This is a genomic window from Lewinellaceae bacterium, from assembly GCA_020636105.1.
Lineage (GTDB): Bacteria > Bacteroidota > Bacteroidia > Chitinophagales > Saprospiraceae > BCD1.
In genome coordinates, this window is the sequence record JACJYL010000001.1 from 3681347 (window position 1) to 3703461 (window position 22115).

A 22115-nucleotide genomic window follows, 5' to 3' on the forward strand; every position below is an offset into this window, starting at 1 on the left:
TAAATTGTCTTGCAGTTTTAGGGGTTAATCAGAAATCATTGCATCGTATCCAGATCAGGTTCCAATTTCAGTAAATGTGCAAAAACCAATTGCCTCAACAGCAATCTTTTGTATTCCTTCGATCCGCGAACATCACTTATGGGACTTACCTCTGATTGCAATAATTCATCGACTTTTCCAATGGCCAACTCTGCTACTTTTTTACCTTTGAAATAAGCTGCTGTTCGTTCGAGGCATTTCGGAACAGGGGCTATTCCACCTGCAGAAAGGTGAGCACTGGTTATGGTGTTCTGGTCATCGAATTCGAGCAGACAGGCAGTGTTGACCGACGCAATATCCAGGTGGGTTCTCTTACATACTTTTTCAAAATTAAAGCGGTACCATCCTTTAGGAATGTCAAAAAATACCCTTTCAACAAACTCACCTTCTTTTTTATCCAATTGCTTGTATCCCTGATAAAAATCTTTCAGCTTAATCGTGCGCCGGAGCCCGGAATCGTTTAAAATGATGGAACTGTCCAGTGCCAGGAAAAAAACGGTCATATCGCCGATAGGAGAGGCATTGACAAAATTCCCGGCCAGGGTGGCCATATTCCTGATGGGTGTGGAAGAAACCAGTTTGAGATGTACCTTAAGGTCAGGAAAAATACTTTGCATGACATCTGATTCAGCAATTTCCGAAACAGTAACCGAGGCACCCAGGAAACATTTTCCTTCTTTCTCCTCAATGCCTTTCAATGCTGGATCATCAAACACGGGTACAAATGCCTCATGAGTCATTTCCTCCTGCCTCTGAACATATAGATCCGTTCCCCCGCCGACGAAGGAAGCTGTTTCCTGTTCACTTTTATGAGCTTTTTCGAGTTGGGTCAGTTTAGACTTGATGTCCAGGAAATATTTGGGAATAAACTCATTTTCCACAAGCCATTCCAGGGAACCGGCGGAAGGCTTTTGTGCGATTTTATCCGCTATTTCCATCGCCGCTCTTTCTATCGATTTATACCCGGTACAGCGACAAATGTTCCCATCGATGGAGGCGATGGCCTTTTCTCTGCCTTTTCCCGTAAGGGCAAATCCCGTGAGTGACATCACAAACCCGATAGTACAAAACCCGCATTGGGTCCCTCCATGACTAACCAAAGCTTCCTGGACCGGGGTAAGATGTTTGCCATTCACCCCTTCAACGGTAACAATGTGTTTTCCGTGAGCGTTGGCCAGGGGCATGAGGCAGGAAGTCATACTTTGATAAAGTAATTCGCTCTTTTTCAATGCGCCTACTAATACGGTGCAAGCCCCGCAATCCCCTTCCCGACAGCCTATTTTGGTACCGGTAAGCTGCTGATGCTTTCGTATAAAATCGAGCACCGTAGTTCCAGGGTGCGCGGAGGTTTCAATTTTCTTATCATTTAGATACAATGTGATCATAATTTTTTTGTGTTAATGCTAAGCGACTTTGTTTGGGTGTAAGGATGAAAATATGAGTCATCCCGAATTTTGCCGACCGGCAAAGTTTTGGGTTTTTTTCAATAAACTGATTGTCAGATAATTATAACTTTTTATGGTTTTTAAAATTTGAAACAGGTTACATTCAACTCTTTCAGAGTTGGTTTTTGTCCCTTTTTGGGCAGTATTTCATACTGCGTTATTGATATTTATCCCCATTCGGGGATAAATTTAATCTTCTTTTTAAAAATTAACTCTATTCTTAATCCATTTCCCGAAGGGAATTAACCTGCCTGCCTGCCGGTATTAATGGCAATGTATGTAATCCATTGGAAATCAAACAAAAACAATCTCAACTCTACCTGGCGTCGCCGGAAGACAGGTAGAGTTGAATATATTGCAGCTAAATATTGTTAATATATTTTCAGCATCCATTTGAATTAAAAAATTCGGGATGAACTCATGTTTCTTATATAAACGGTTAAAACTATTTCGTCATCTCCTCAATAAGTCTTTTTATTAAAACGACTCCTTTTTCCATTTGTTCGATGGTTATATATTCATTTGCCCGGTGGGCCTGGGCAATGGACCCCGGGCCGCAAATTACGGCTTCAAATCCTCCTTCGGCAAACTGACCTGCTTCAGCAGCATAAGCTACGGTATGCAATTGATCGTTTCCTGAAATTTTTTTGATCAGAGCGACGATATCCAGATGTTCCGGAGTATCTAAAGGCGGAACGGGCGGGTGGTGTTCCTTGTTGACTATTTTAAACCCCGGGAAACGTTTTCGTACCACAGTTTCGCGTTCCCGGCAATAAGCTTCAAAATCCTGGACGATTTCCTGAACGGAATCTCGAGGAATGACTCGCACATCCCAGTGAAAGACACACTCGCCTGAGATCACATTTGGAGCTATTCCACCATGGATGGTTCCCACGTGAAGGGAAGTATGATTGGGCACAAAGCGATCATCAATATGTCCGTCTTTGATCAGTTGTTCCATTTTGTTTTCCAGCCAAAGGATGAGCCTGGTCGCTTCGTGAATGGCGCTCACTTCCTGTTTGATTCGACTGCTGTGTCCTGCGGATCCATTGACAATCGTTTCGTAGATACAAATCCCTTTCTGACCCACCACAGGTTCCATCATAGTAGCTTCGCCTATTAGGGCAAATTGGGGTTTTTCATCATAAGTTTTAAGTATATCCTGAACCAGAGCGGGGGCTCCGAGACAACCAATCTCCTCATCGTAAGAAAAGGCAAAGTATATCGGCTTCCTGAGATCAGCCGACAGCATTTCAGGAAGGCAGGTCATGCAACATGCCAGGAATCCTTTCATGTCACAAGAACCTCTGGCGTATAATTTTCCGTCCTTTTCCGTCAATACAAACGGATCCGTATTCCAGGGTTGACCTGCCACAGGAACTACATCCGTATGCCCCGATAAAATAACCCCTCCATCCACTGCCGGGCCAATCCGGCAATGCATATTGGCTTTATTGCCTTCTTTGTTATAATTTAGATGACAAGTCACCCCATAAGATTCAAAAAAATCTTTGAGGAAAGCAATGATCTCCAGGTTGGATTCCCCTCCTAAAACCGGAAATGAAACGAGCTTTTCGAGGATACTTCTTGCTGTGTGCATGGGTTTTTGATTCTGTAAGTTGGAAATTGTTTTTTGTAAGTTGGAAATTGTTTTTTGTAAGTTGGAAATTGTTTTTTGTAAGTTGATTATGCTGGTCCCCAATGGATAAAAACGCTGAACAAAAGGGCGATCCAGGACACCAGCATCACCATACCTACCAATGGAAAAATAAATCGCAGCCACCGGTCAAAAGGAACCCGGCAGATGCTCAGCATAGCGATCAGGCCGCCGAGGGCCGGGTTGAATAAATTGGTCACGCCGTCTCCGATCTGAAAGGCGAGTATGGTGGTCTGACGAGTCAACCCCAGCACATCTCCGACGGGAATCATGATGGGCAAAGTAGCCAAAGCCTGACCACTTCCCGACGGGATCATCATGTTGATCACGGACTGTGCCAGGCTCATGGCTACCGCAGAACCATAAGTAGGCAACGTAGCCAGCATCATGGACAATTCATGGGCAATGGTGTCGCTGATATTGCCCATTTCCATAACCACCTTGATCGATGTGGCATAACCTACCATAAAAGCTCCAGGTGCCACAACGGCGATGGATTTCAGGGCCGTTTCGCTGAATGCACCGGGTTTCATCCGGGCAGCTATTCCACATAAAATGGAGATCATCAAAAAGATGGCTGATATTTCGTTGATGTACCAATGATGGACAAAAATTCCGTATAACATTACCACTATGCCTCCCAGGAAGATGCTCAGGATCAGTAAATTATTCATGGAAATTGAATACGTTTCTATCGGATGCGTAAGCGTTAAACCATCGGTATCGAGCCCTCGTCCGATACTTTTGGATTCGTCGTTGAGGATCTTTTTAAAATAGCGCACATTATACCAGGATAAAATACTCAAGCCCGAAAAGCACAATATACTTCGCAACAAAGCCCCTGAAAACATAGGCATTTCTGCAATAGTGTGCCCCGTTCCGACGGTATAAGGGTTGATGGGCGACAATCCGAACCCTACGGTGATCGCCGCAACGGAAATACCGGCAGCAAGGATGAGATCCCCTCCCAGTGCAAGGCTGATAACGGCTGCGATAGGCACCATGGCGATATTGTTTTCATATCCAACGGCTACCCCGAGAAAACCATAAATGAAGGTCATCAAAACAACCAGGAAATATTTTTTATCCAGTCCCAATTTTTTAATGATGGTTCCTACCGTATTTTCGACCATGCCTGACTTTTCCAGCACCCCGAACATGATGCCGCTGGCCAGAACGACAAAAATGATCCTGGAAGCCTCTATAAATCCCATAGGAATAGCTTTAAACAAATCCATCAACCCTACCGGTGTAGAGGTTATGGTTTTATAAGACCCGGGGATGACCAGCTGGCGACCATCCACCAGTTTTCTTTCATAGGTGCCGGCAGGCAATATATAACTCAAAAAGGCTGTAAAAACGATTATGATAAACAGCATCACCACCGGATGTGGGATGCTTTCATACCATTTCTTTTTTAGTTCAATTGACATGCCGGAAGAAGTTTTAGGTGTTCGATACGCAGTAAAAATAAACATTATCACGAAACTACCTCCATTTTTTATGGAATGTGATAAACATTACCAAACATCCGGAAGGCAAAAAGGTATTTTTAGACTTTAAAATTAACATTATGACAGGCAATAGTACTTTGGTAAATATAGTGATGATCATCATTGTATTACATTTCGTGGTAGGTTTTGTATTTTTAGCCAAGAAACTCAGCGGCAAACCTCAGGAGCATGACGAAGATCAAAACGAAGAAACCTAATCATAGAAGTCGCTGACAAAAAAGACTTAAAGCAAAAAGACATGAGATTTGACGAAGCAGCCAAAACGTGGGACGACAGCCCTGAAAGGACCGAAAGGTCGGTATTATTTGCCGAGCGGTTATCAGAAATGATCTCCGCCAACGGATACCGTACCGGGATGGATTTCGGGGCAGGAACAGGTGTAACCAGTTTTATGCTTGCCGAAACCATGGATTCCATTATCCTCATTGATTATTCCATTGGCATGGTGGAACAAATCAACAGAAAACTGCGGGAACGCGAGGTTAACAATTTACAGGCACATTGTATTGACCTCCTCGATCCGGGAGTTTCCCTGCCTGGGCCATTCGACATTATTTACTCCATTATGACTTTGCATCATATCCACAATACTGAAAATCTGCTGGATATTTTCCATCAATGCCTTAATCCGGGAGGCATGATCGTTCTTGTCGATCTTGATGAAGAAGACGGGAGTTTTCATTCAAAATATCCTGATTTTGACGGGCACCGGGGTTTTGATCGGATGGATCTTGGTTTAAAAATTCAAAAAGCAGGATTCCGGTCTGTTGAGTCCGACGATTTTTTTACTATAATAAAAGAAACAGAGGGTGGAGCATCCAGGGCTTACCCTCTGTTTTTGATCAGCGCCAAAAAATAATATTACTCGGAGATTCCGACTTTAGGTGTCAGGCTGCTTTTATGGGTATTGATAAAGAAGACTCCACTTAACAGGAGCACCGCTGCGATCATTGACTGCATGGTAATTTGCTCATTATTGAACATCCAACCCAAAAACAATGCTACGACCGGATTGATCAGAGTAGAGGTGGATACTTTATCCGGCGTCACTTTATGCAGTAAATAATTAAAGCTCGAGAAGGCTATGATGGAACCAAAAAAGACCAGGTAATTCCAGGCGAGGATTCCCTTTAGCGTCAATCGTTCAACAGAAAATTCACGATATTCCAAAGTTACAAAACTATAGATCAGTAATATTATACCTCCTGCGATCATCTGAACAGCAGTACTCATGCCTTTGGTTCGGGGTAATTCCACCCTGCTCACATAAATGGATCCAAGCGCCCAGCTGACCATGGAGATGGAAATCAGCCAAAGCCCTGTTTTGCTTTGATCATCCCTGATGAACGTTGGCTGGCCGATCAAAACAGCCATACCCAAAACGCCTAGTAAGATACCAAACAAATTGCGGCCTCCCGGGCGAATGTCCACCAGTATCCACATCAGAAAAATCAAAAGCAAGGGATCAAACGCCACGATAAGGGAAGTCAGGCCAGAGTCGATATATTTCAGGGCCATAACCAGGGCACCATTTCCCAACGACAGAAAAAGCACGCCAATAATGGTTCCATTTCGCCAATGCCTGAGCGTTGGATGAGCCTTTCCCTGCAATAGCATTAACCCATAAAGAAGTCCCCCTGCCACCAAAAACCGGGTGCCTGCCATCAAAAATGGAGGGATTTCACTAACGGCAACAGCATTGGCCAGATACGTGGAACCCCAGATAATGTAAATAGCTCCAAATGCACCTATGATGAGCCATTTTTCACTCATGGCTATTGTTGATCTTCGTCAGGGTTGAGGACAAGATCTTCAAATACTGTCAACATCCTGTTTGAAAAAATGGCCATATTTCTGTACTCCGCCAGGAGATTGAGGTACAAAATACTGTTCCTCGTTCCAATTTCATGATTTTTGATGCGCTTGATCTGATTTTTTCTGGCCACCCTGATCTTCTTGACAAAAGAAGGAAGCCGGTCTTTTAACATTTGAATCTGAGCGGAATCAAAATTCTTGAAAATATTGATGGTGATGACGAAACGATCTTTAAGCTGCTCATTGAGCCCTTTAAGTTCTTCGATTTGTTCTTTTAACAGCGGTTTGTGATTATTGTCGACATGGGCCAGACTTGATTTGACGATATCAACGACCACATCCCCCAGTTCTTTCAAATAATCCGAAATAATGATATACATGTGTCCGGCTTCAAGTTCGTCTGCATCGATAAGGTCAATCTTCTTGTTCGCAGAAGCCCGGATCCGCTCGCACTCCCTGCTTGCCTTTCTGCTTTCTCTATAATCATTGTTGAGCCCAATAAGATCCTCTTTCGACAAATGATCCAGGGTATTATCCAAAATCTGACTAAAAACCCCAAGAACATTGGTCAGGTTTTTAGTGCTTAGGTCGATGGCTATGGCTTTGGTCAGACTTCCTTCTTCAATGGATTTTTCAAAAGCCAGTTGTTCTTCCATCTTATCTGTGTACAATCTGTGGGTTCTGTAAATCAACACTCCGGCCAGGATTAAAATTAGAATAATGGCAATCGTGCCGCCAAAGTAAAAAATACCCGCCAGGACAAAAGCCACCGTAAAGGCAGAAATGGCCGTAAAGAACCATCCACCGATCACGGATAAAACTCCTGATACGCGGTAAACCGCACTTTCACGCCCCCAGGCCCCGTCAGCGAGAGAAGTTCCCATAAACACCATAAAGGTGACGTAAGTTGTTGATAACGGCAATTTCAATGAGGTACCCAATGCAATCAGAATACTTGCCACTACAAGCGTTACCGCGGCACGCAACATATCAAAAGAAGGTGCTTCTTTTCCCAAATGCATGGTACTTTTGATGAATGGACTCTGATCAAAACTATTCTCTACTCCGCGTTTTATCTTTTCCGGCAAAAAATTATTAATGCTGGTCGCCATTTTACCAAAGTTGCGAACAATACTCCTGGAAACAGCATAGGAGGCAAAACGCTCATAACCTTCTTCCTGTCGCCCGAGGTCTAAAGACGTTTGAACCACCGACCGGGCCTTTTTGGAAGTCCACAGAGTAATCACCATTACCACACCTGCCAAAAGCAACAGCAAGGTAGGAGTGGGTACTTTTCCAGCCAGGCCATCCATCAGGAAGCTCCCTGCCGGCGAGCCGCCTTCAATGAAAAGCAGATAAGAATTATATCCGGCCAGGGGCACTCCTATAAAATTGACGAGGTCATTTCCTGCAAATGCCATGGCCAGGGCAAAGGTTCCGACAAGTACGATTATTTTGAGAATATCTATCTTCGTAAACCATATGATCAACTGCAGGATTATTGTCCAACCTATGAAACTTACAAAAATGATCCTCGATGCATTTTCATTAAAAGCTTTTACCATGTTATCACTTAAAAAAGAAGCCCCCTTGGCTCCTTTGACAAGCATGAAATAAGTAATGGCCGCGATGGCCAATCCGCCCCAAACCGATCCGAAATACTTGAGCCTGCTCTTATAATCAAATGAAAAAAGTAGCCGGGTCAGATACTGAATGATCACACCGGCGGTAAATGCTATCACCACAGACACCAAAATACCCGAAATGATAGCAAGAGCCTTTCCGGAGTTGATATATTCTCCAATAGGTAATGCATTGGGATCCGTATATATTTTAATGAGAGAAAAAGCCACTGCCGCTCCCAATAATTCAAAAACAATAGACACAGTCGTTGACGTTGGCATCCCGAAAGTGTTGAATACATCCAAAAGGATTACATCCGTAACCATTACCGCCAAAAACAAAAGAATGATCTCTGAAAAATAAAAATACTCAGGATGAAAAATACCCTTTCTAGCCACTTCCATCATACCACTTGAAAAGGTGGCGCCAAGCAGTATCCCTAATGCGGCTACCAATAAAATCACTTTGAAAGAAGCCGCTTTAGCTCCTACTGCGGAATTTAAAAAATTAACCGCATCATTGGCTACGCCCACTACTAAATCCGAAATAGCCAGAAAAAAAAGAACAATGACGAGAATTAAATAAAAAGTCAGCATAGATATTGTTTGTCTAAAGAGTTGGTTTATATTGTAAATTTACAATAATATTACGGCAAAGGGCGCTAAAGTAAGCTTCAAATATGAACTGAATGTTAAGTCTTATTGTTTTTTTTTAAAAAAACCATTTACCCGAATTGTTACCATAAATTTACCATTAAATAAATATAGTCTTAAAATATGATAGTTTTAATTTCTCCGGCAAAAAGTTTAAATGAAGCTCCTGTCGATTATCACGATCATTCCACCCCAAGAATGTTGGAAGAAAGTCAGGTTTTGATAGATGTGCTAAAGAAAAAATCTGCCAATAGCCTTAAAAAACTCATGGGGGTAAGTGATAAGATCGCCGAATTAAATGCAGAAAGATTCCGGCAGTTTGAAACTCCTTTCACCACTGATAATGCCAAACCAGCGATCTTCACCTTCAGCGGAGATGTTTACCTTGGATTACAGGCCGGTACGTTCTCTGAGGAAGAACTGAATTTTGCCCAGCATCACCTCAGGATCCTCTCGGGCCTTTACGGACTGCTAAAGCCTATGGATCTCATGCAGCCTTACCGCCTGGAGATGGGCCTTCCGCTCAAAAACAGGCGCAAAAAAAACCTGTATGAATTCTGGGATACCAAAATAACGGAATTGCTCAACCAGGACCTGGAAGAAAACAAGGATAACATCGTGCTCAACCTCGCCTCTCAGGAATATTTTCGATCCATTAAGCCGGGTGCCCTCAAAGGGAGGATTGTAACCGTGAATTTTAAAGAAAATCGAAACGGACAATACAAGATCATTTCTTTTAATGCCAAAAAAGCACGTGGAACCATGGCCCGACAAATCATTCTGAACCGACTGAATGATCCAGGGCAATTAAAAAGCCTCGAAATTGATGGTTACCTTTATAACGATTCCATGTCTAATGCAACAGAAATGCTCTTCACTAAGGAATAGCATTAAAAACAAATATTCTATTTTGAACGGTCGATTGTATTTGGTTAATAATTTCTTATGAAATGTCTTATATTACAATTGTTTGAACGGAACAATCGTTGTATGCTAAGTAGACAAAATCGTTTACTGTTGAGTATTTATAATGCCGAACAGGTTTTATAACTTATTGATATACCTGATTTTAAATCATCAGAATATCATTTGAAAAATAATAATGCCATGAAAAAGATATTTTTTTCTTCCTTTTCATTATTCATGACCATGAGTCTTTTTGCCCAGCAGGACGGCTTTACCTATATCGATGGCCAGAAAATGGAATATATCATTGACAGCTGTGGTGACACCTTACTCGTCGCCAACCTGGATGACATTTCCATTTCTTCCCCTGAGCGATTTGAAAACGATGAAGAGTTCAAACGGTACCGCAAATACCGGCGTTATGCAGTGATTGTGCACCCCTACGCGGTGGAAGCGATTAAAATTTTTAAGGAAGTAGAGTATGCCACCAATAATATGAAACCCAGGAAACGAAAAATTTACCTTAGAAAGCTGCAGAAAGACCTTAAACAAGAATTTGCCGATCCGCTCAAAAAATTGTCTAAAACTCAAGGGTATATTCTGGTCAAAATGATCGAAAAAGAGCTGGATACCCCAATGTTTGAGCTGATCAAAGATTTGAGAGGAAGTTTTACCGCTTCTTACTGGAATACTTTTGGCCGAACTTTTGGGTATCACCTTAAAGATGGCTATAAACCCGGAGAAGATTTGATCCTGGATGCGGTGCTCAATGATTTGAACCTTTAACGCGAAATGTCCCTTCCATAAAAAAAGGTGCGACCAGTATTTGGTCGCACCTTTTTTTATGGAAAAGAAAAAAATTCAAATCTTCCGTGCAACGTATGGATAAATTTTGTCGTTTCCTCTAAGTTATTGCCCTTTACAGAAAAACATAGCCTTTACTCACCATGATGCAACAGGAACGTAATTTAACTCAAGACAAAATCATTGATTTCGTAAGCTGGCAACTAAATGTGCCCACCACCAACATTTTTCCTTCAAGCAACCTGAGTGCAGACCTCAACCTCGATCCATTTGACAAAATGTTACTTATTGCAGAATTGGAAAGCAGGTTAAATGTGTACCTCACCCCTGAAGAAGCCGACAATATCGAAACCATTCAGGATGTCAGTCGTTTTTTCAACCAGCACGCTGCTTAAGCATTATTGCGCTGGTTGTAATTTTTTCAATTTGTCTATTGCCATTTGGTAGTCAGGCTTAAAAGTCAGCGCCTGAACGTAATTTTTCCTGGCCTGATCAATATCTCCCAATGCTTCGAAAGCCACGCCACGGAAAAAATATGCCTTGGCATGCACAGGATCCACTCCAATGGTAATATCAAACATCTTTTTGGCTTGCTCCACTGAATCGAGTTCCATATACATCAACCCTGCATTAAAAAAAGCTTCTTCATATTGCTGATCTATCGCCCCAATACGCCTGTATAGGGCAAGCGCTCCTTTAATATCATCCTGATCCCGCAGAAAATCGGCCTTGGCATGAAGGACCAGGGGATCATCAGGATCAATATCCATAGCCGTATCAAAAAATTTCCGCGCCATAGCCGGATCGATCTCTGCGTAGAGCTGCCCCAGATTAATCCAGGCGTCCAGGAGATCCGGATCGTATTCCACCGCTTTCTGAAAACTGTTGATGGCCCGGTTACGGTCGCCCAGATCTTTAAAATTGACCCCCGACATAAAAAAGGCTTCTGCATTCTGAGGATCGATCCGGAGAATTTTGTCAATCGTTCCCAAAGATTCTTTATACATGGTAAGAATATGGTAGTATTCCGTTAGTTTCAACAGCGTGGGAATGCTGTCTGGATACATGGCAGCTACGTGCTCCATGGTTTCCAGTGCTTTTTTTGATTTGAAATAGTCCAGGTAAATATCGGCGAGCAAATGATAAAATCCGGCATTGGTAGAATCCAGTTGGATGGCTTTTTTCATATCTTCTATGGCCTCATCAAAACCTTCATTTTCATAAAAAACGGTAGCCCGCTGAGCATACAACCCGGGATTGTTGGGCATTTGGGCAATTTCCTGCGACAACTTATCAATAGTAGGATTTCCTGTCAGGTGTATTTCCTGTTGCGAAGTATTCCCTTCGTTATTGCAGGCAACCATCATCAGAACAAACAACAAGCTCGCGAAAAGCGTTATAGTCTTAATTTGCATTATACTTATTTTTAGCATTCATAACTTCACAAAGATACTACCTTACAACTTATGAACGGAAAACGCGCTAAAAAATGATAACAGGACGACTGAAATTGAATGTTATGGCTTTTTTATGCGGGCTTGCAGGGGCCACTTTTTTGGGAAACACCCCGACGTTTTCACAAACGCCTGCCAGGGTGCTTCAAATTGGAGGGGAAGGCATTGACAACCTGAGTCACATGAAGATAATGGATGGTAGTGACCTCATTATCGCCGGTGTATTTGATGATGACCTTGCTTTGGGAGAGACCATCCTGGCTCCTGTTGGAGAAAATGATGTGTTTCTCGCCAGGATCAATGGGAACAATGAGACTATGTGGGCGATGAGTATTGGCAGCGATTTTGATGATGACATTACCGGATTGGCCCTCGGGCTGAATGATGATATTTATGCCACCGGGAGTTTTTGGCTCGAAGCCCAATTGGGGGATTTCCCCCTGACCAGTACCCAAAGTCCAAAAAGTATTTTCCTGACCAAAATATCAGCCTCCACGGGAACCGTTGCCTGGGCCCAAAAAATTGAAGGATCGGAGGTCAAAGTTTCAAAAGACATGCTGCTGAATCACGAAGAGGATATTATCTTAAGCGGATTTTTCTCCGGCACTCTTTTTATAGGTGATACGACTTTACAGGCAGCGTCTCCCACTGATTTGTTTGTTGCTTCTTTTTATTCTGACGGCAACCTGAATTGGGCCCTGAACCTGGGAATCTCTGGAACCGCAAAAGCATTGACTTCCTGCATTTTATCCAATGACAACATCGTCCTGGGGGGCATTTTTAACGATACCTTGAAGATCGCCAATAACTCAATGGTGGCAGAGACCAGTGATGACGATGTTTTTATCGCCTGTTTTTCTCCGGAAGGAGAAGCCCTTTGGGCGACCAAAGCAGGCGGCGTTCATGAAGAATTCCTGACGGCCCTACAGGCGGATGATCTCGACAATATTTATGCCAGCGGTCATTTTGTGGGCGTCATCAACCTGGACGACGGGTCTTCCATTCAGAGCAACACGGGCTGGGCTGACCTTTTTATATTAAAATTTTCGGCAGCAGGCGAGGTGCTGAATGCCAAACGATTTGGAGGCCCTGAACTCCAACACAATACAGCCATGGAAGTCACCGACGATTTTATTTTCCTTACGGGAAATTTCCAGGGCGCCATGACGATTGGAGACAATAACTACGACGCCGGCAACCAAACGGCCGGGTTCATCACTCGCCTGGATCACGACCTGATTCCCCAGACCGGATGGACGTTGAAATCTGAGGTCAATAACGTATTTCCAACCTGTTTGACTTCAGATCAAATGGATAACATCTTTATCGGAGGAGCTTACGGTCATGACATTTCCGGTATTGAAGCCCTTGGACCTCCACTTGGCTTATTTGATATTTTCATCCTCGGCTATCCGGCAGGAACAGTCAATGCCCTTCCGGGAATAATGCCCCTTCCGGAAATAACTGTTTTCCCCAATCCCGCGGCTGAAAAAATTCAGATACGCACATCACTTAAGCACTTTGATATTCAAATGATCGATATCAATGGCAGGATACTTTGGCAGGGAAGCAATGTTTTTGAGATAGATGTTTCGAACTTGGCGGCAGGGCCATATTTTATCAAAATCAGGAGTGGAATGATGGAATGGCAGGGGAAGATTTTGGTAAAATAACTTTTTTTTCAAAAAAATAACAAAATGCTCTTGAGTCAAAAGATCAAATCAAAACTTGCAAACTTCCGTTTTTTTTTTACATTTGAGTTTGTTAGATAAAACTTACATTTGAGTTTGATTCAAATTTTCCTCCCGAATTTGAAAAGGACAACCTTAAAGAAAGAACTGAAAACTACTCCCTTCTTTCAATTTGTTTTCCGGATTTTAATTCGCAATCAGGGATAGTCGATAGAATCAGCCACCTCAAATGAAGCACAAATAAAGGTAGTAAGTGTGGTTGGCAATGTATTAGAAGAAACGAATTTAACTACGTCCCCTGATTGTGACGATGTTGATCCTGTTTTTGTTGAAGGAGAAGACTGGTTGGCCCGATACGCCGCGGGAGAAGGCAGGTGTAATGGAACAATGCCGGAATCCAATGCAGCGGAAGAACTGGAAAAAAAGCTCAATTATTATTATCCTTTGGCTCATCCAATTGTCAGCCCTTATCCTAATGCTGTTTATCATGTTGGCTTTTTTGATATTGTAGATCATAGCTGGATACCTATTGATGCACTTGGTTATCCGAATGAGTTTGATGAAACACAAGGGGACAACCATAGAGGTTTTTTAATGTATTATTCTAGTTCAGATGATCCAAATTATCAAGAAGCTCTTTGTATTTATCATGGTGACATGAACTGGTATTATTGCCAAATGTGGGGAATTATTGAAGGTTTGACCCCGGCTGGTAAAGAGTTTATTTCCGTTAATGCCTGGGCTGACGCTATTTTTAATGGTACTACTTTTAATATTCACAGAATGAATCCCTCTTATGGAACACCTCTTTTTATATCTGATATAGGTTGGGGACCATCATCAGGGCCATTCATTGAAGCAATAGATTTAACAGAAAGGATTTTAGATATTCCCTAATTAAAAATAATTCTCCTTTGACAAATCCCAGGATCAGTCAAAATCGCGGGATTTGTCACAGGACAAAAAAAAATAAAAGGTTGTCTAAACTTCCAGCCTAGCTCTAAACTTGATACCATGAAAAAAACGATCTCTTTCCTTTTGTTCTGCTGTACCATTTTCCCCTTAGCGGGTCAGCAAGGTTTTGAATTTGCCTCTCTATTAAATCTCGATCAGGAAGCAGTAGTCGTTGCTGAAAATTTAGACGGGCACTTTATTTTGGCCGTAACTGCTGACACCTTAAATGACCAGCAAGTTAAATTCATCGAATTGGATGAAGAAGGACAGATACTCCATTCACAAACTTTCTTCGAAGAGGGATGTGTGCTACATATTGCCCAAATTTTTTCAATGCCTGACCACTACATCACATTTGGGTATAAAGATTGTGAAAATTCAGGCTCTCGTCCTGTCTGGATTTTGAAATTATCTCCTGAACTGGAATTACTGGAGGAACAAGTTTATGAAATTTTGGAGAAAGATGGGAAATTTATTAATCCACGTGCCCGGTTAATAAGTGATTCCACTATTGCATTTAGCGCTATTTTTAGACCAGGAGGCCTTTATCGCCCGATGGGAGGCATCATTCATTTAGAGGAAGAAAATTTTGAGTATTCTATTTGGGCTAACAATTCTGATTATATAAATGATTTTTCATTCCGTTCGGACTCAGCAGGTTATGTTTTATTCGGAACACGATTATATTTTACAGATGCTTCCTTTAATGTGAATTATATTAGAGAAAATGTAGATAATAATTTTAGTATTGGGCAGCAAGGTGCTATTGAACACATTAACGATACTTTGTTTTTACTTTCCGGTAGATATAATTCATTGGATAAGGATGGTATTATTGTTGGGATATTCAATCACGATTTTCAGGTAATCCAATACGATACTATCGCAACATATCCAGAAGATGCTCCCATTAACTACCCTGCCCCCAAAGCCAGCCTCGGCATGGGATCGTCAGGCGATTACTTTTACCTTGGCGGTATTCTCAATATAGATATTTTTAGTTTCCCGTATAGCAATCATCTTTCTTCGTTTGTCTTAGCCAAATACGATATGTCGCTCGATAAATACTGGGAAAAAACATATGGGGGTGATGCTTATTACTTCATGCGCGGCCTGATTGCTACTTCTGATGGAGGATGCCTGATGTACGGATTCCGCTATCAGACTGGAAGTTTTCCGGAAGCCTATGCACTAAAAGTGGACGGAAACGGATTAATCACCGGAACGACGAGGATTCCGCTGCCGGAAAGCCCTTTTAAAATATTTCCCAATCCTTTTCAGCATACACTCGTTATTGATACTCCTCTCGAACAGGATTTTACGATACAACTTTTTGACAGTTCCGGTAAATTGGTTTTAAAATCGAATTTTCATTCCACACAGACACTTGATCTGTCTTTTTTGGATTCCGGCAGTTATTTTTATCAAATTTGGAAAGGGCAGGAAATATTAAAAACGGGGAAGGTGGTTAAAGTGGAATAAGGACTCCAAATAATAATTTGCATTATTTCGAAACCTATTACTTTTGAGGCAACCTGGAGGATCTTCACCTTCCTTCAAAAACCGCCCACAATTTTCTATCCTTCCCAAAACATTCCACCCGTTCAAATGGTGGAAACTCCGGTGCGAAGCGTTCTACCATATCAAAAGAAAAACTTTTCAGGCGGCAATACAGGTTATCGATATAATGAATTTCGCCAAAGGTGTTTTCAGCCAGGCAGCCGTATTCGGCAAAGGCGTTGACGTTGTTCAATTGTGCGTCGAGAAAGGTGAGAATATTGATGGTTGTATTTTTTTGTCCAATGTCGGTGGCCCATTCGCAAATATCCTGCCCTTCAGCTTTGCAAATATTAGCCCCGTCGCTGACCAAAAAAATGCTTCGTCTGACAGAGTCTGAAACGGAGAACAATTCTTCGGATGATTTAAGAATATTCAGCAAGGGTGTCGTCCCGTCGGGCGTCAGGAACTGCATATCCCAGATGAGGTCTTTTCGTGATTTAGTGCCGGTTTGTATCCATAAACGGGGTTCCGTTCCACAATCTCCCCCGATCGTTCCCACCCCAATTTTTATTTCCGGATCAATATTGCGCAAAAGATAAAGCACTGTTTCCCGCATCACTTCAAATCGGGTCTTACCCATGCAGATCACATTTTCCATGACCATGGACCCCGAAATGTCGAGCATAAAAACGATCTCGTCAAAAGACTGGAAATCTATAGAGCGAAAAACATCTTGTGGCAAAGAAACATAGGCCTGTTCAGCGCGTCGTTGCTCCATGGCTGTGCTGTCAAAAACCAGCGGATATTTCAATCCCAGGGTATCCGTCATCAATTTAAGATTTTTCCGTGCCGCAACGTTGCCCGGATCGTACTTTAAAGCTTCCTGGAGGGTTTCCATCGCCTGTTCCATATCCGATTCCGAAATATGAAAATGTCGTTCCACGGCTCCTTTGTCGTTACTGTTGCTCGACTGATTCATGAATTGGGCATAAGCCAGGGCATTGTAAAGTGCCCCGATCAATTTTGTATCCCCGAGTTTGATTTGAATATCAAGGCTCCGTTTGAAATAACCAGTAGCGATATTGTATTTTTTTGCCCCACAATAAATCAGGCCGCCCGAAAAGGCAAGGGTCGCCTTTTTTTGGTCATAATCCGGGTCGCGTTTATTAAAAAGCTGGCTGCAGTAGTCGAAGATACTGATGGATCTTTCCACCTCTCCCGACTGTGCCAGGCTTACCGCATAAGAAAGAGCGATACTGTAATTTCGGGGGAGTATCTCATTGGCCTTCCCAAAATGGCGGCTAGCTTCCCGATAAAGACCTTCCTCATAACTGATGGTTCCTCTAAAAAAATGTTTATAGGCTCTCTTCTGGCTGCCGGGAGGGGACAGGAAAGCAAAACATACCATAACCATAAGCATCAAAGAGGATCTATTCATATTTTTTTCAAAATTGCACACAAAGGAACGCTTTAAAAATAAAATGACCTATTGGGGGGTGACTTCTCTTTTGGGACGGGGTGAAACGACGGCAAATAAGTCAATTTATTTTTATCAAATCTCAAAGATAACAGACTTCAGCAGTTGACAGTTTAGAAGGATTGTCTTTACCGAGGCTTTTAATATGAAATAATCTGATCTAATGAATGTGTTACAAATTAGTGGCTAAGCCTAATTGCGAAAAAATGATCTGAATGTTATTTTTACCATGGATCATTTCGGCATAAAAAATACTTTTTCCATCTTAATTTGTTGATACTTAGTTCTTTTGTTGGTCAGAATAATATTTTGCCGTAAATTTGCGCGCTGAACGAAAAACATAATGGCTTCCCAATTGAATATAGGCGGAGCCATTCTTTTTGTAAAAACTTGAAAATCTTTAAATTATGACTATTGCTTACGCTATTCCAGTATTTGGAATAATAGCCTTGTTGTTTACTTTCGTCCGCTCAGGATGGGTAACCAAACAGGAGGAAGGAACTGATCGTATGAAGCGTATCGGTAAAAATATTGCTGACGGAGCGATGGCTTTTCTAAAAGCCGAATATCGAGTGTTGGCCATTTTTGTGGTGGTGGTTGCTGTTTTATTAGGATGGAGTGGTAGCCGCACGGAGAATTCATCTTCGTTGATCGCTTTATCATTTGTTATCGGGGCTGTTTGTTCTGCACTTGCTGGTTTCATCGGAATGCGTATTGCCACCAAAGCCAATACCCGTACCACTCATGCCGCCAGAACAAGTTTAGGGAAAGCGCTTGAAGTGGCTTTCGCTGGAGGTTCCGTAATGGGACTCGGCGTTGTAGGTCTGGGCGTACTCGGTTTGGGTTCTTTATTCCTTTTATATTCCAATGGGATGCACTGGGAACCCCTTAAAGTCATTAACGTATTGACTGGTTTTTCTTTTGGGGCCTCTTCTATCGCTCTTTTTGCACGTGTTGGAGGTGGGATTTACACCAAAGCTGCTGACGTAGGAGCTGACCTTGTAGGAAAGGTGGAAGCCGGAATCCCTGAAGACCACCCTTTGAATCCTGCTACCATTGCTGATAACGTTGGAGACAACGTTGGAGACGTTGCCGGTATGGGTGCCGACCTTTTCGAATCTTATGTAGGGTCAATCGTTGGTACTATGGTACTCGGAGCTACTTTTATCAACCTTCCACAATTCCAGTCCGGAAACTTCGGAGGATTGAATGCAGTATTGCTGCCTTTGCTGATCGCAGGTTTAGGCATCATAGCTTCTATCATCGGTACTTTTTTTGTCAAAGTTAAAGAAGGCGGTGACCCTCAAAAAGCATTGAACCGAGGAGAGCTGATCGCTTCTGTGCTTATGCTGGTAGCGACTTATGTTGCAGTAACCTGGATGCTCCCTGAGAGCTGGGAAATTGCCAAAGGGGCGGCCACAGGAATTACCACTCCATTAAAAGTTTTCGGAGCCGTTATTATCGGACTTGTTGCCGGATTGGGCATCGGATATATTACTGAATATTACACAGGAACAGGCACAAAACCGGTTACCAGTATTGTTAATCAATCCGTAACCGGAGCAGCCACCAACATCATCTCCGGATTGGGAGTGGGCATGCAGTCTACTTTTATTCCTATTTTGATCCTGGCTGCAGCCATCATTGGTTCATACGAACTGGCCGGCCTTTACGGTATCGCTATTGCTGCGGTTGGAATGCTTTCCAATACAGGTATCCAGCTGGCGGTTGATGCTTACGGTCCTATTTCTGACAACGCCGGGGGTATTGCCGAAATGGCCAACCTGCCAAAGGAAGTTCGTGAACGTACGGATAAATTGGATGCTGTGGGCAATACGACTGCGGCCATTGGAAAAGGATTTGCTATCGGATCTGCAGCCTTGACGGCACTGGCTCTTTTTGCAGCCTTTATGGAAGTGGCCGGTATCAACTCTATCAATATTGCCAACCCAAAAGTAATGGCCGGTTTATTCCTCGGTGGAATGTTGCCTTTCTTATTCTCTTCCCTGGCTATGGGCGCTGTTGGACGTGCGGCCATGGACATGATCCAGGAAGTGCGAAGACAATTTAAAGATATTCCGGAATTAAAGGCAGCCTTAGAGGTTATGCGCAGAAACGGAAAAAATGAATATGAGGATTGGAATAAGGCAGATCAGGATACTTTTGATGCTGCTGACGGAAAAGCAGATTATACCAAATGTGTGGATATCTCAACAAAAGCCTCTATTCGTGAAATGGTTCTTCCCGGAATGGTAGCGATTCTCTCTCCTATTCTTGTTGGTTTTACCGGAGGCGCTGAAATGTTGGGTGGATTGCTTGCCGGAGTAACCACAGCAGGGGTGCTGATGGCTATCTTCCAATCCAATGCCGGTGGTGCATGGGACAATGCCAAGAAGATGATCGAAGGAGGAGTAACTATTGACGGTGCGCAATACGGTAAGGGAAGTGATCCTCACAAAGCTGCCGTTGTTGGTGATACTGTTGGTGATCCTTTCAAAGATACTTCAGGACCTTCTTTGAATATTTTGTTGAAATTGATGTCTGTTGTAGCTTTGGTGATTGCACCAATGTTGTAGGCATAAATTTTACTTAAATATTTTACATAAAGTAAAACGATAAACAAGAGACATCCCGAATTTTATCTGATTAGATGAAATTCGGGATGTTTCTTTTACAAAAAGAGATAAACCGCAAAATGTAAAACAAGTAACCGCAAAATTTAGAAGTGTTTGGGTCATGGGTTAGGTGTTTTGAGACAAAAATTGACTTTTTCTCCAAAACCCACACGTTTTGCCCACTCACTTTTACATTTTAAATTCCTTGTTTTACACCTGCCTTCCTGCGTCTGCAGGCAGGTTTTACATTTAAAAAATACTTCAAATAATCATATAATTTCCAGTTCAGACAGTTTTTGAAATTCCGGGATGACTCATGTTTATGTTACCGGCGTGATAAAACTTTCATAATTATCGCGATTTATGACTTTGAATTCATTTTCGGGATATGCATTGGTGAACGTTTTTGAAAGACGTACTTTTTTACGTTCATTCCATTTGAATTCATAGGCGAACAATTTTCCATCTCTTTCTTCCAAATAATCCACTTCCTGTTGATCCTGAGTTCTCCAAAAAAATGAATTTGCCCAAACACTTCTGTAGTTTAAATATTTAATCCTTTCGCTTATTAAAAAATTTTCCCATAATGCCCCTATGTCCGTTCGTAATTCAGGTAATCTAAAATCGGCAATTAGAGCATTTCTTATCCCATTATCATAGAAATAGATTTTTCGTGCCCGCTTAAGTTCTTTTCTTAAATTACGGCTGAATGCCGGCAGGCGAAAAATAATAAAAGTCTGTTCCAATAATTGAATATATTTTTCTACGGTTTGATTGTCCAATCCTATTGTTTTCCCCAGTTCATTATAAGAAACTTCGTTGCCAAGCTGGAAAGCCAGGGCTTGCATAAGTTTCACTAATTTTTCTGACTTTTTAATATTCTCCCAAAGTAAAATATCTTTATACAAATAACTGTCGGTCAAATGCCTGAGTACTTTTTTTTCTGTTCCTTTTGCATTGATTACTTCAGGATAATACCCGTAAACCAACCGATGAGGCAGCATACGATTTTCTTCTAAAAAACCATGGTGAGCGACCATTTCTTCAAAGGATATTGGAAAAAGTTTATACTCCCATTTTCTTCCTGTAAGCGGTTCATTTATCTTATTAGCTAAATCAAAAGAGGAAGATCCGGAAGCAATTAATTGGATTTCCGGTATTTGATCGGTAATGAGTTTGAATTTTAATCCAACATTTTCAATACGCTGCGCCTCATCCACCACCAAAATACTATACTTTCCAAGAATAGCCCTTAACCTGGACGAAGAAGTATTTTCAAAAATAGCCTGTGTATCAACTTCATCCCCATTTAACCAAAGTACATCTTCTCTATGTCCAAAAATTGCCTGGAGTAATGTTGTCTTTCCTGTTTGTCTTGCGCCTAACAGTATAATAGCTTTTCGGCTATCTGCATTTCCTTCAATTTCCTTACGGAGGATTCTTTCTATCATAATTTAAGTTATTTTGCGACTGTAATCGCAAAAATAACGTTATTTTTGCGATTACAGTCGCAAAACAACTTTATTTTTTACACCATTACTCCTACGCATTGAAATTGAAACATATAAAAGGCCTTAAAATTATGTAAACTTAAGATTGTATGGACGCTGCAACTGCTTTTCCAATTCCCCGATACTTACACCTCCACTAAATCGGTAAAACTCCTTCCCTTCAAAAAATACCAAAATAACAGGAACGGTGAAAACACTGTAACTTGCCGCAACAGCAGGATTGTGCTCCACATCCACATAAGCAAAGGTGAGTTTGGGAAAGTGCTCCATAAGCAGCATTTCCACCTTTGGGCGTAAAATCTTACACACCCCACAATCGTCATGGGAAAAATATAAAAGCCCGTTAAATTCACCAGGCATTTGACCCGCTTCCGGAACCAGGGTTATTTTTGCGTCAACATCCTTCATGTATAAATTTTTTCCAAAGGTAGTGATCCCCTTTTCATAAGTTTATCCA

The 22115-nt window shown here is 42.0% G+C and carries 18 protein-coding genes; 9 read left to right on the plus strand and 9 right to left on the minus strand.

Annotation, left to right across the window (positions count from 1 at the left end):
* Positions 1-35 precede the first annotated feature (35 nt).
* The 3 genes from H6571_13810 to H6571_13820 form a co-directional block, all read right to left on the minus strand.
* Positions 36-1424: an FAD binding domain-containing protein gene (locus H6571_13810; GenBank protein MCB9324810.1), complete on the minus strand. Its 1389-nt coding sequence runs from the start codon at positions 1422-1424 to the stop codon at positions 36-38.
* A 505-nt stretch (positions 1425-1929) separates the two neighbouring features.
* Positions 1930-3084: an acetylornithine deacetylase gene (gene argE / locus H6571_13815; GenBank protein ID MCB9324811.1), complete on the minus strand. Its 1155-nt coding sequence runs from the start codon at positions 3082-3084 to the stop codon at positions 1930-1932.
* A gap of 86 nt (positions 3085-3170) precedes the next feature.
* Positions 3171-4574 (minus strand): YfcC family protein, encoded by a 1404-nt coding sequence (locus H6571_13820; protein MCB9324812.1) that lies wholly within the window; start codon positions 4572-4574, stop codon positions 3171-3173.
* 140 nt (positions 4575-4714) lie between these two features.
* Between H6571_13820 and H6571_13825 the strand changes: the two genes are divergently transcribed.
* Both H6571_13825 and H6571_13830 read left to right on the plus strand, forming a co-directional pair.
* Positions 4715-4852: a hypothetical protein gene (locus H6571_13825; protein ID MCB9324813.1), complete on the plus strand. Its 138-nt coding sequence runs from the start codon at positions 4715-4717 to the stop codon at positions 4850-4852.
* A 41-nt stretch (positions 4853-4893) separates the two neighbouring features.
* Entirely contained in the window at positions 4894-5514 is a 621-nt protein-coding gene (locus H6571_13830; protein MCB9324814.1) for a class I SAM-dependent methyltransferase, read from the plus strand.
* A 2-nt stretch (positions 5515-5516) separates the two neighbouring features.
* On the opposite strand, the gene H6571_13835 is transcribed toward H6571_13830, so the two are convergent.
* Complete coding sequence (locus tag H6571_13835; protein MCB9324815.1) at positions 5517-6428, minus strand: EamA family transporter; 912 nt, start codon at positions 6426-6428, stop codon at positions 5517-5519.
* Between the two features lie 2 nt (positions 6429-6430).
* Complete coding sequence (locus tag H6571_13840) at positions 6431-8689, minus strand: inorganic phosphate transporter (protein MCB9324816.1); 2259 nt, start codon at positions 8687-8689, stop codon at positions 6431-6433.
* Positions 8690-8869: 180 nt separating this feature from the next.
* On the opposite strand from H6571_13840, the gene yaaA reads away from it, so the two are divergent.
* The 3 genes from yaaA (at position 8870) to H6571_13855 (ending at position 10851) form a co-directional block, all read left to right on the plus strand.
* Complete coding sequence (gene yaaA, locus H6571_13845) at positions 8870-9634, plus strand: peroxide stress protein YaaA (GenBank protein MCB9324817.1); 765 nt, start codon at positions 8870-8872, stop codon at positions 9632-9634.
* Positions 9635-9853: 219 nt separating this feature from the next.
* The gene (locus H6571_13850) at positions 9854-10438 is read left to right on the plus strand and encodes a DUF4294 domain-containing protein (protein ID MCB9324818.1); all 585 of its coding nucleotides are present in this window, start codon (positions 9854-9856) and stop codon (positions 10436-10438) included.
* A 161-nt stretch (positions 10439-10599) separates the two neighbouring features.
* Positions 10600-10851: an acyl carrier protein gene (locus H6571_13855; protein MCB9324819.1), complete on the plus strand. Its 252-nt coding sequence runs from the start codon at positions 10600-10602 to the stop codon at positions 10849-10851.
* Between the two features lie 3 nt (positions 10852-10854).
* On the opposite strand, the gene H6571_13860 is transcribed toward H6571_13855, so the two are convergent.
* A complete protein-coding gene (locus H6571_13860; protein ID MCB9324820.1) occupies positions 10855-11871 on the minus strand; it encodes a tetratricopeptide repeat protein in 1017 nt (338 codons plus the stop codon).
* A 74-nt stretch (positions 11872-11945) separates the two neighbouring features.
* Here H6571_13860 and H6571_13865 point away from each other — a divergent pair, with 74 nt between their 5' ends.
* From H6571_13865 to H6571_13875, 3 genes are all read left to right on the plus strand, one after another.
* Complete coding sequence (locus H6571_13865; protein ID MCB9324821.1) at positions 11946-13583, plus strand: T9SS type A sorting domain-containing protein; 1638 nt, start codon at positions 11946-11948, stop codon at positions 13581-13583.
* Positions 13584-13856: 273 nt separating this feature from the next.
* The gene (locus H6571_13870; protein ID MCB9324822.1) at positions 13857-14498 is read left to right on the plus strand and encodes a hypothetical protein; all 642 of its coding nucleotides are present in this window, start codon (positions 13857-13859) and stop codon (positions 14496-14498) included.
* A 117-nt stretch (positions 14499-14615) separates the two neighbouring features.
* On the plus strand, positions 14616-16037 hold the full coding sequence (locus H6571_13875; protein MCB9324823.1) for a T9SS type A sorting domain-containing protein: 1422 nt from the start codon (positions 14616-14618) through the stop codon (positions 16035-16037).
* Positions 16038-16101: 64 nt separating this feature from the next.
* Here the strand turns inward: H6571_13875 and H6571_13880 are convergent, their stop codons facing one another.
* A complete protein-coding gene (locus H6571_13880) occupies positions 16102-17493 on the minus strand; it encodes a VWA domain-containing protein (protein ID MCB9324824.1) in 1392 nt (463 codons plus the stop codon).
* Between the two features lie 446 nt (positions 17494-17939).
* Here H6571_13880 and H6571_13885 point away from each other — a divergent pair, with 446 nt between their 5' ends.
* The gene (locus H6571_13885; protein ID MCB9324825.1) at positions 17940-20108 is read left to right on the plus strand and encodes a sodium-translocating pyrophosphatase; all 2169 of its coding nucleotides are present in this window, start codon (positions 17940-17942) and stop codon (positions 20106-20108) included.
* A gap of 359 nt (positions 20109-20467) precedes the next feature.
* On the opposite strand, the gene H6571_13890 is transcribed toward H6571_13885, so the two are convergent.
* Positions 20468-21598: an ATP-binding protein gene (locus tag H6571_13890; protein ID MCB9324826.1), complete on the minus strand. Its 1131-nt coding sequence runs from the start codon at positions 21596-21598 to the stop codon at positions 20468-20470.
* A gap of 129 nt (positions 21599-21727) precedes the next feature.
* Positions 21728-22018: a thioredoxin family protein gene (locus tag H6571_13895; protein MCB9324827.1), complete on the minus strand. Its 291-nt coding sequence runs from the start codon at positions 22016-22018 to the stop codon at positions 21728-21730.
* Between the last annotated feature and the right edge of the window lie 97 nt (positions 22019-22115).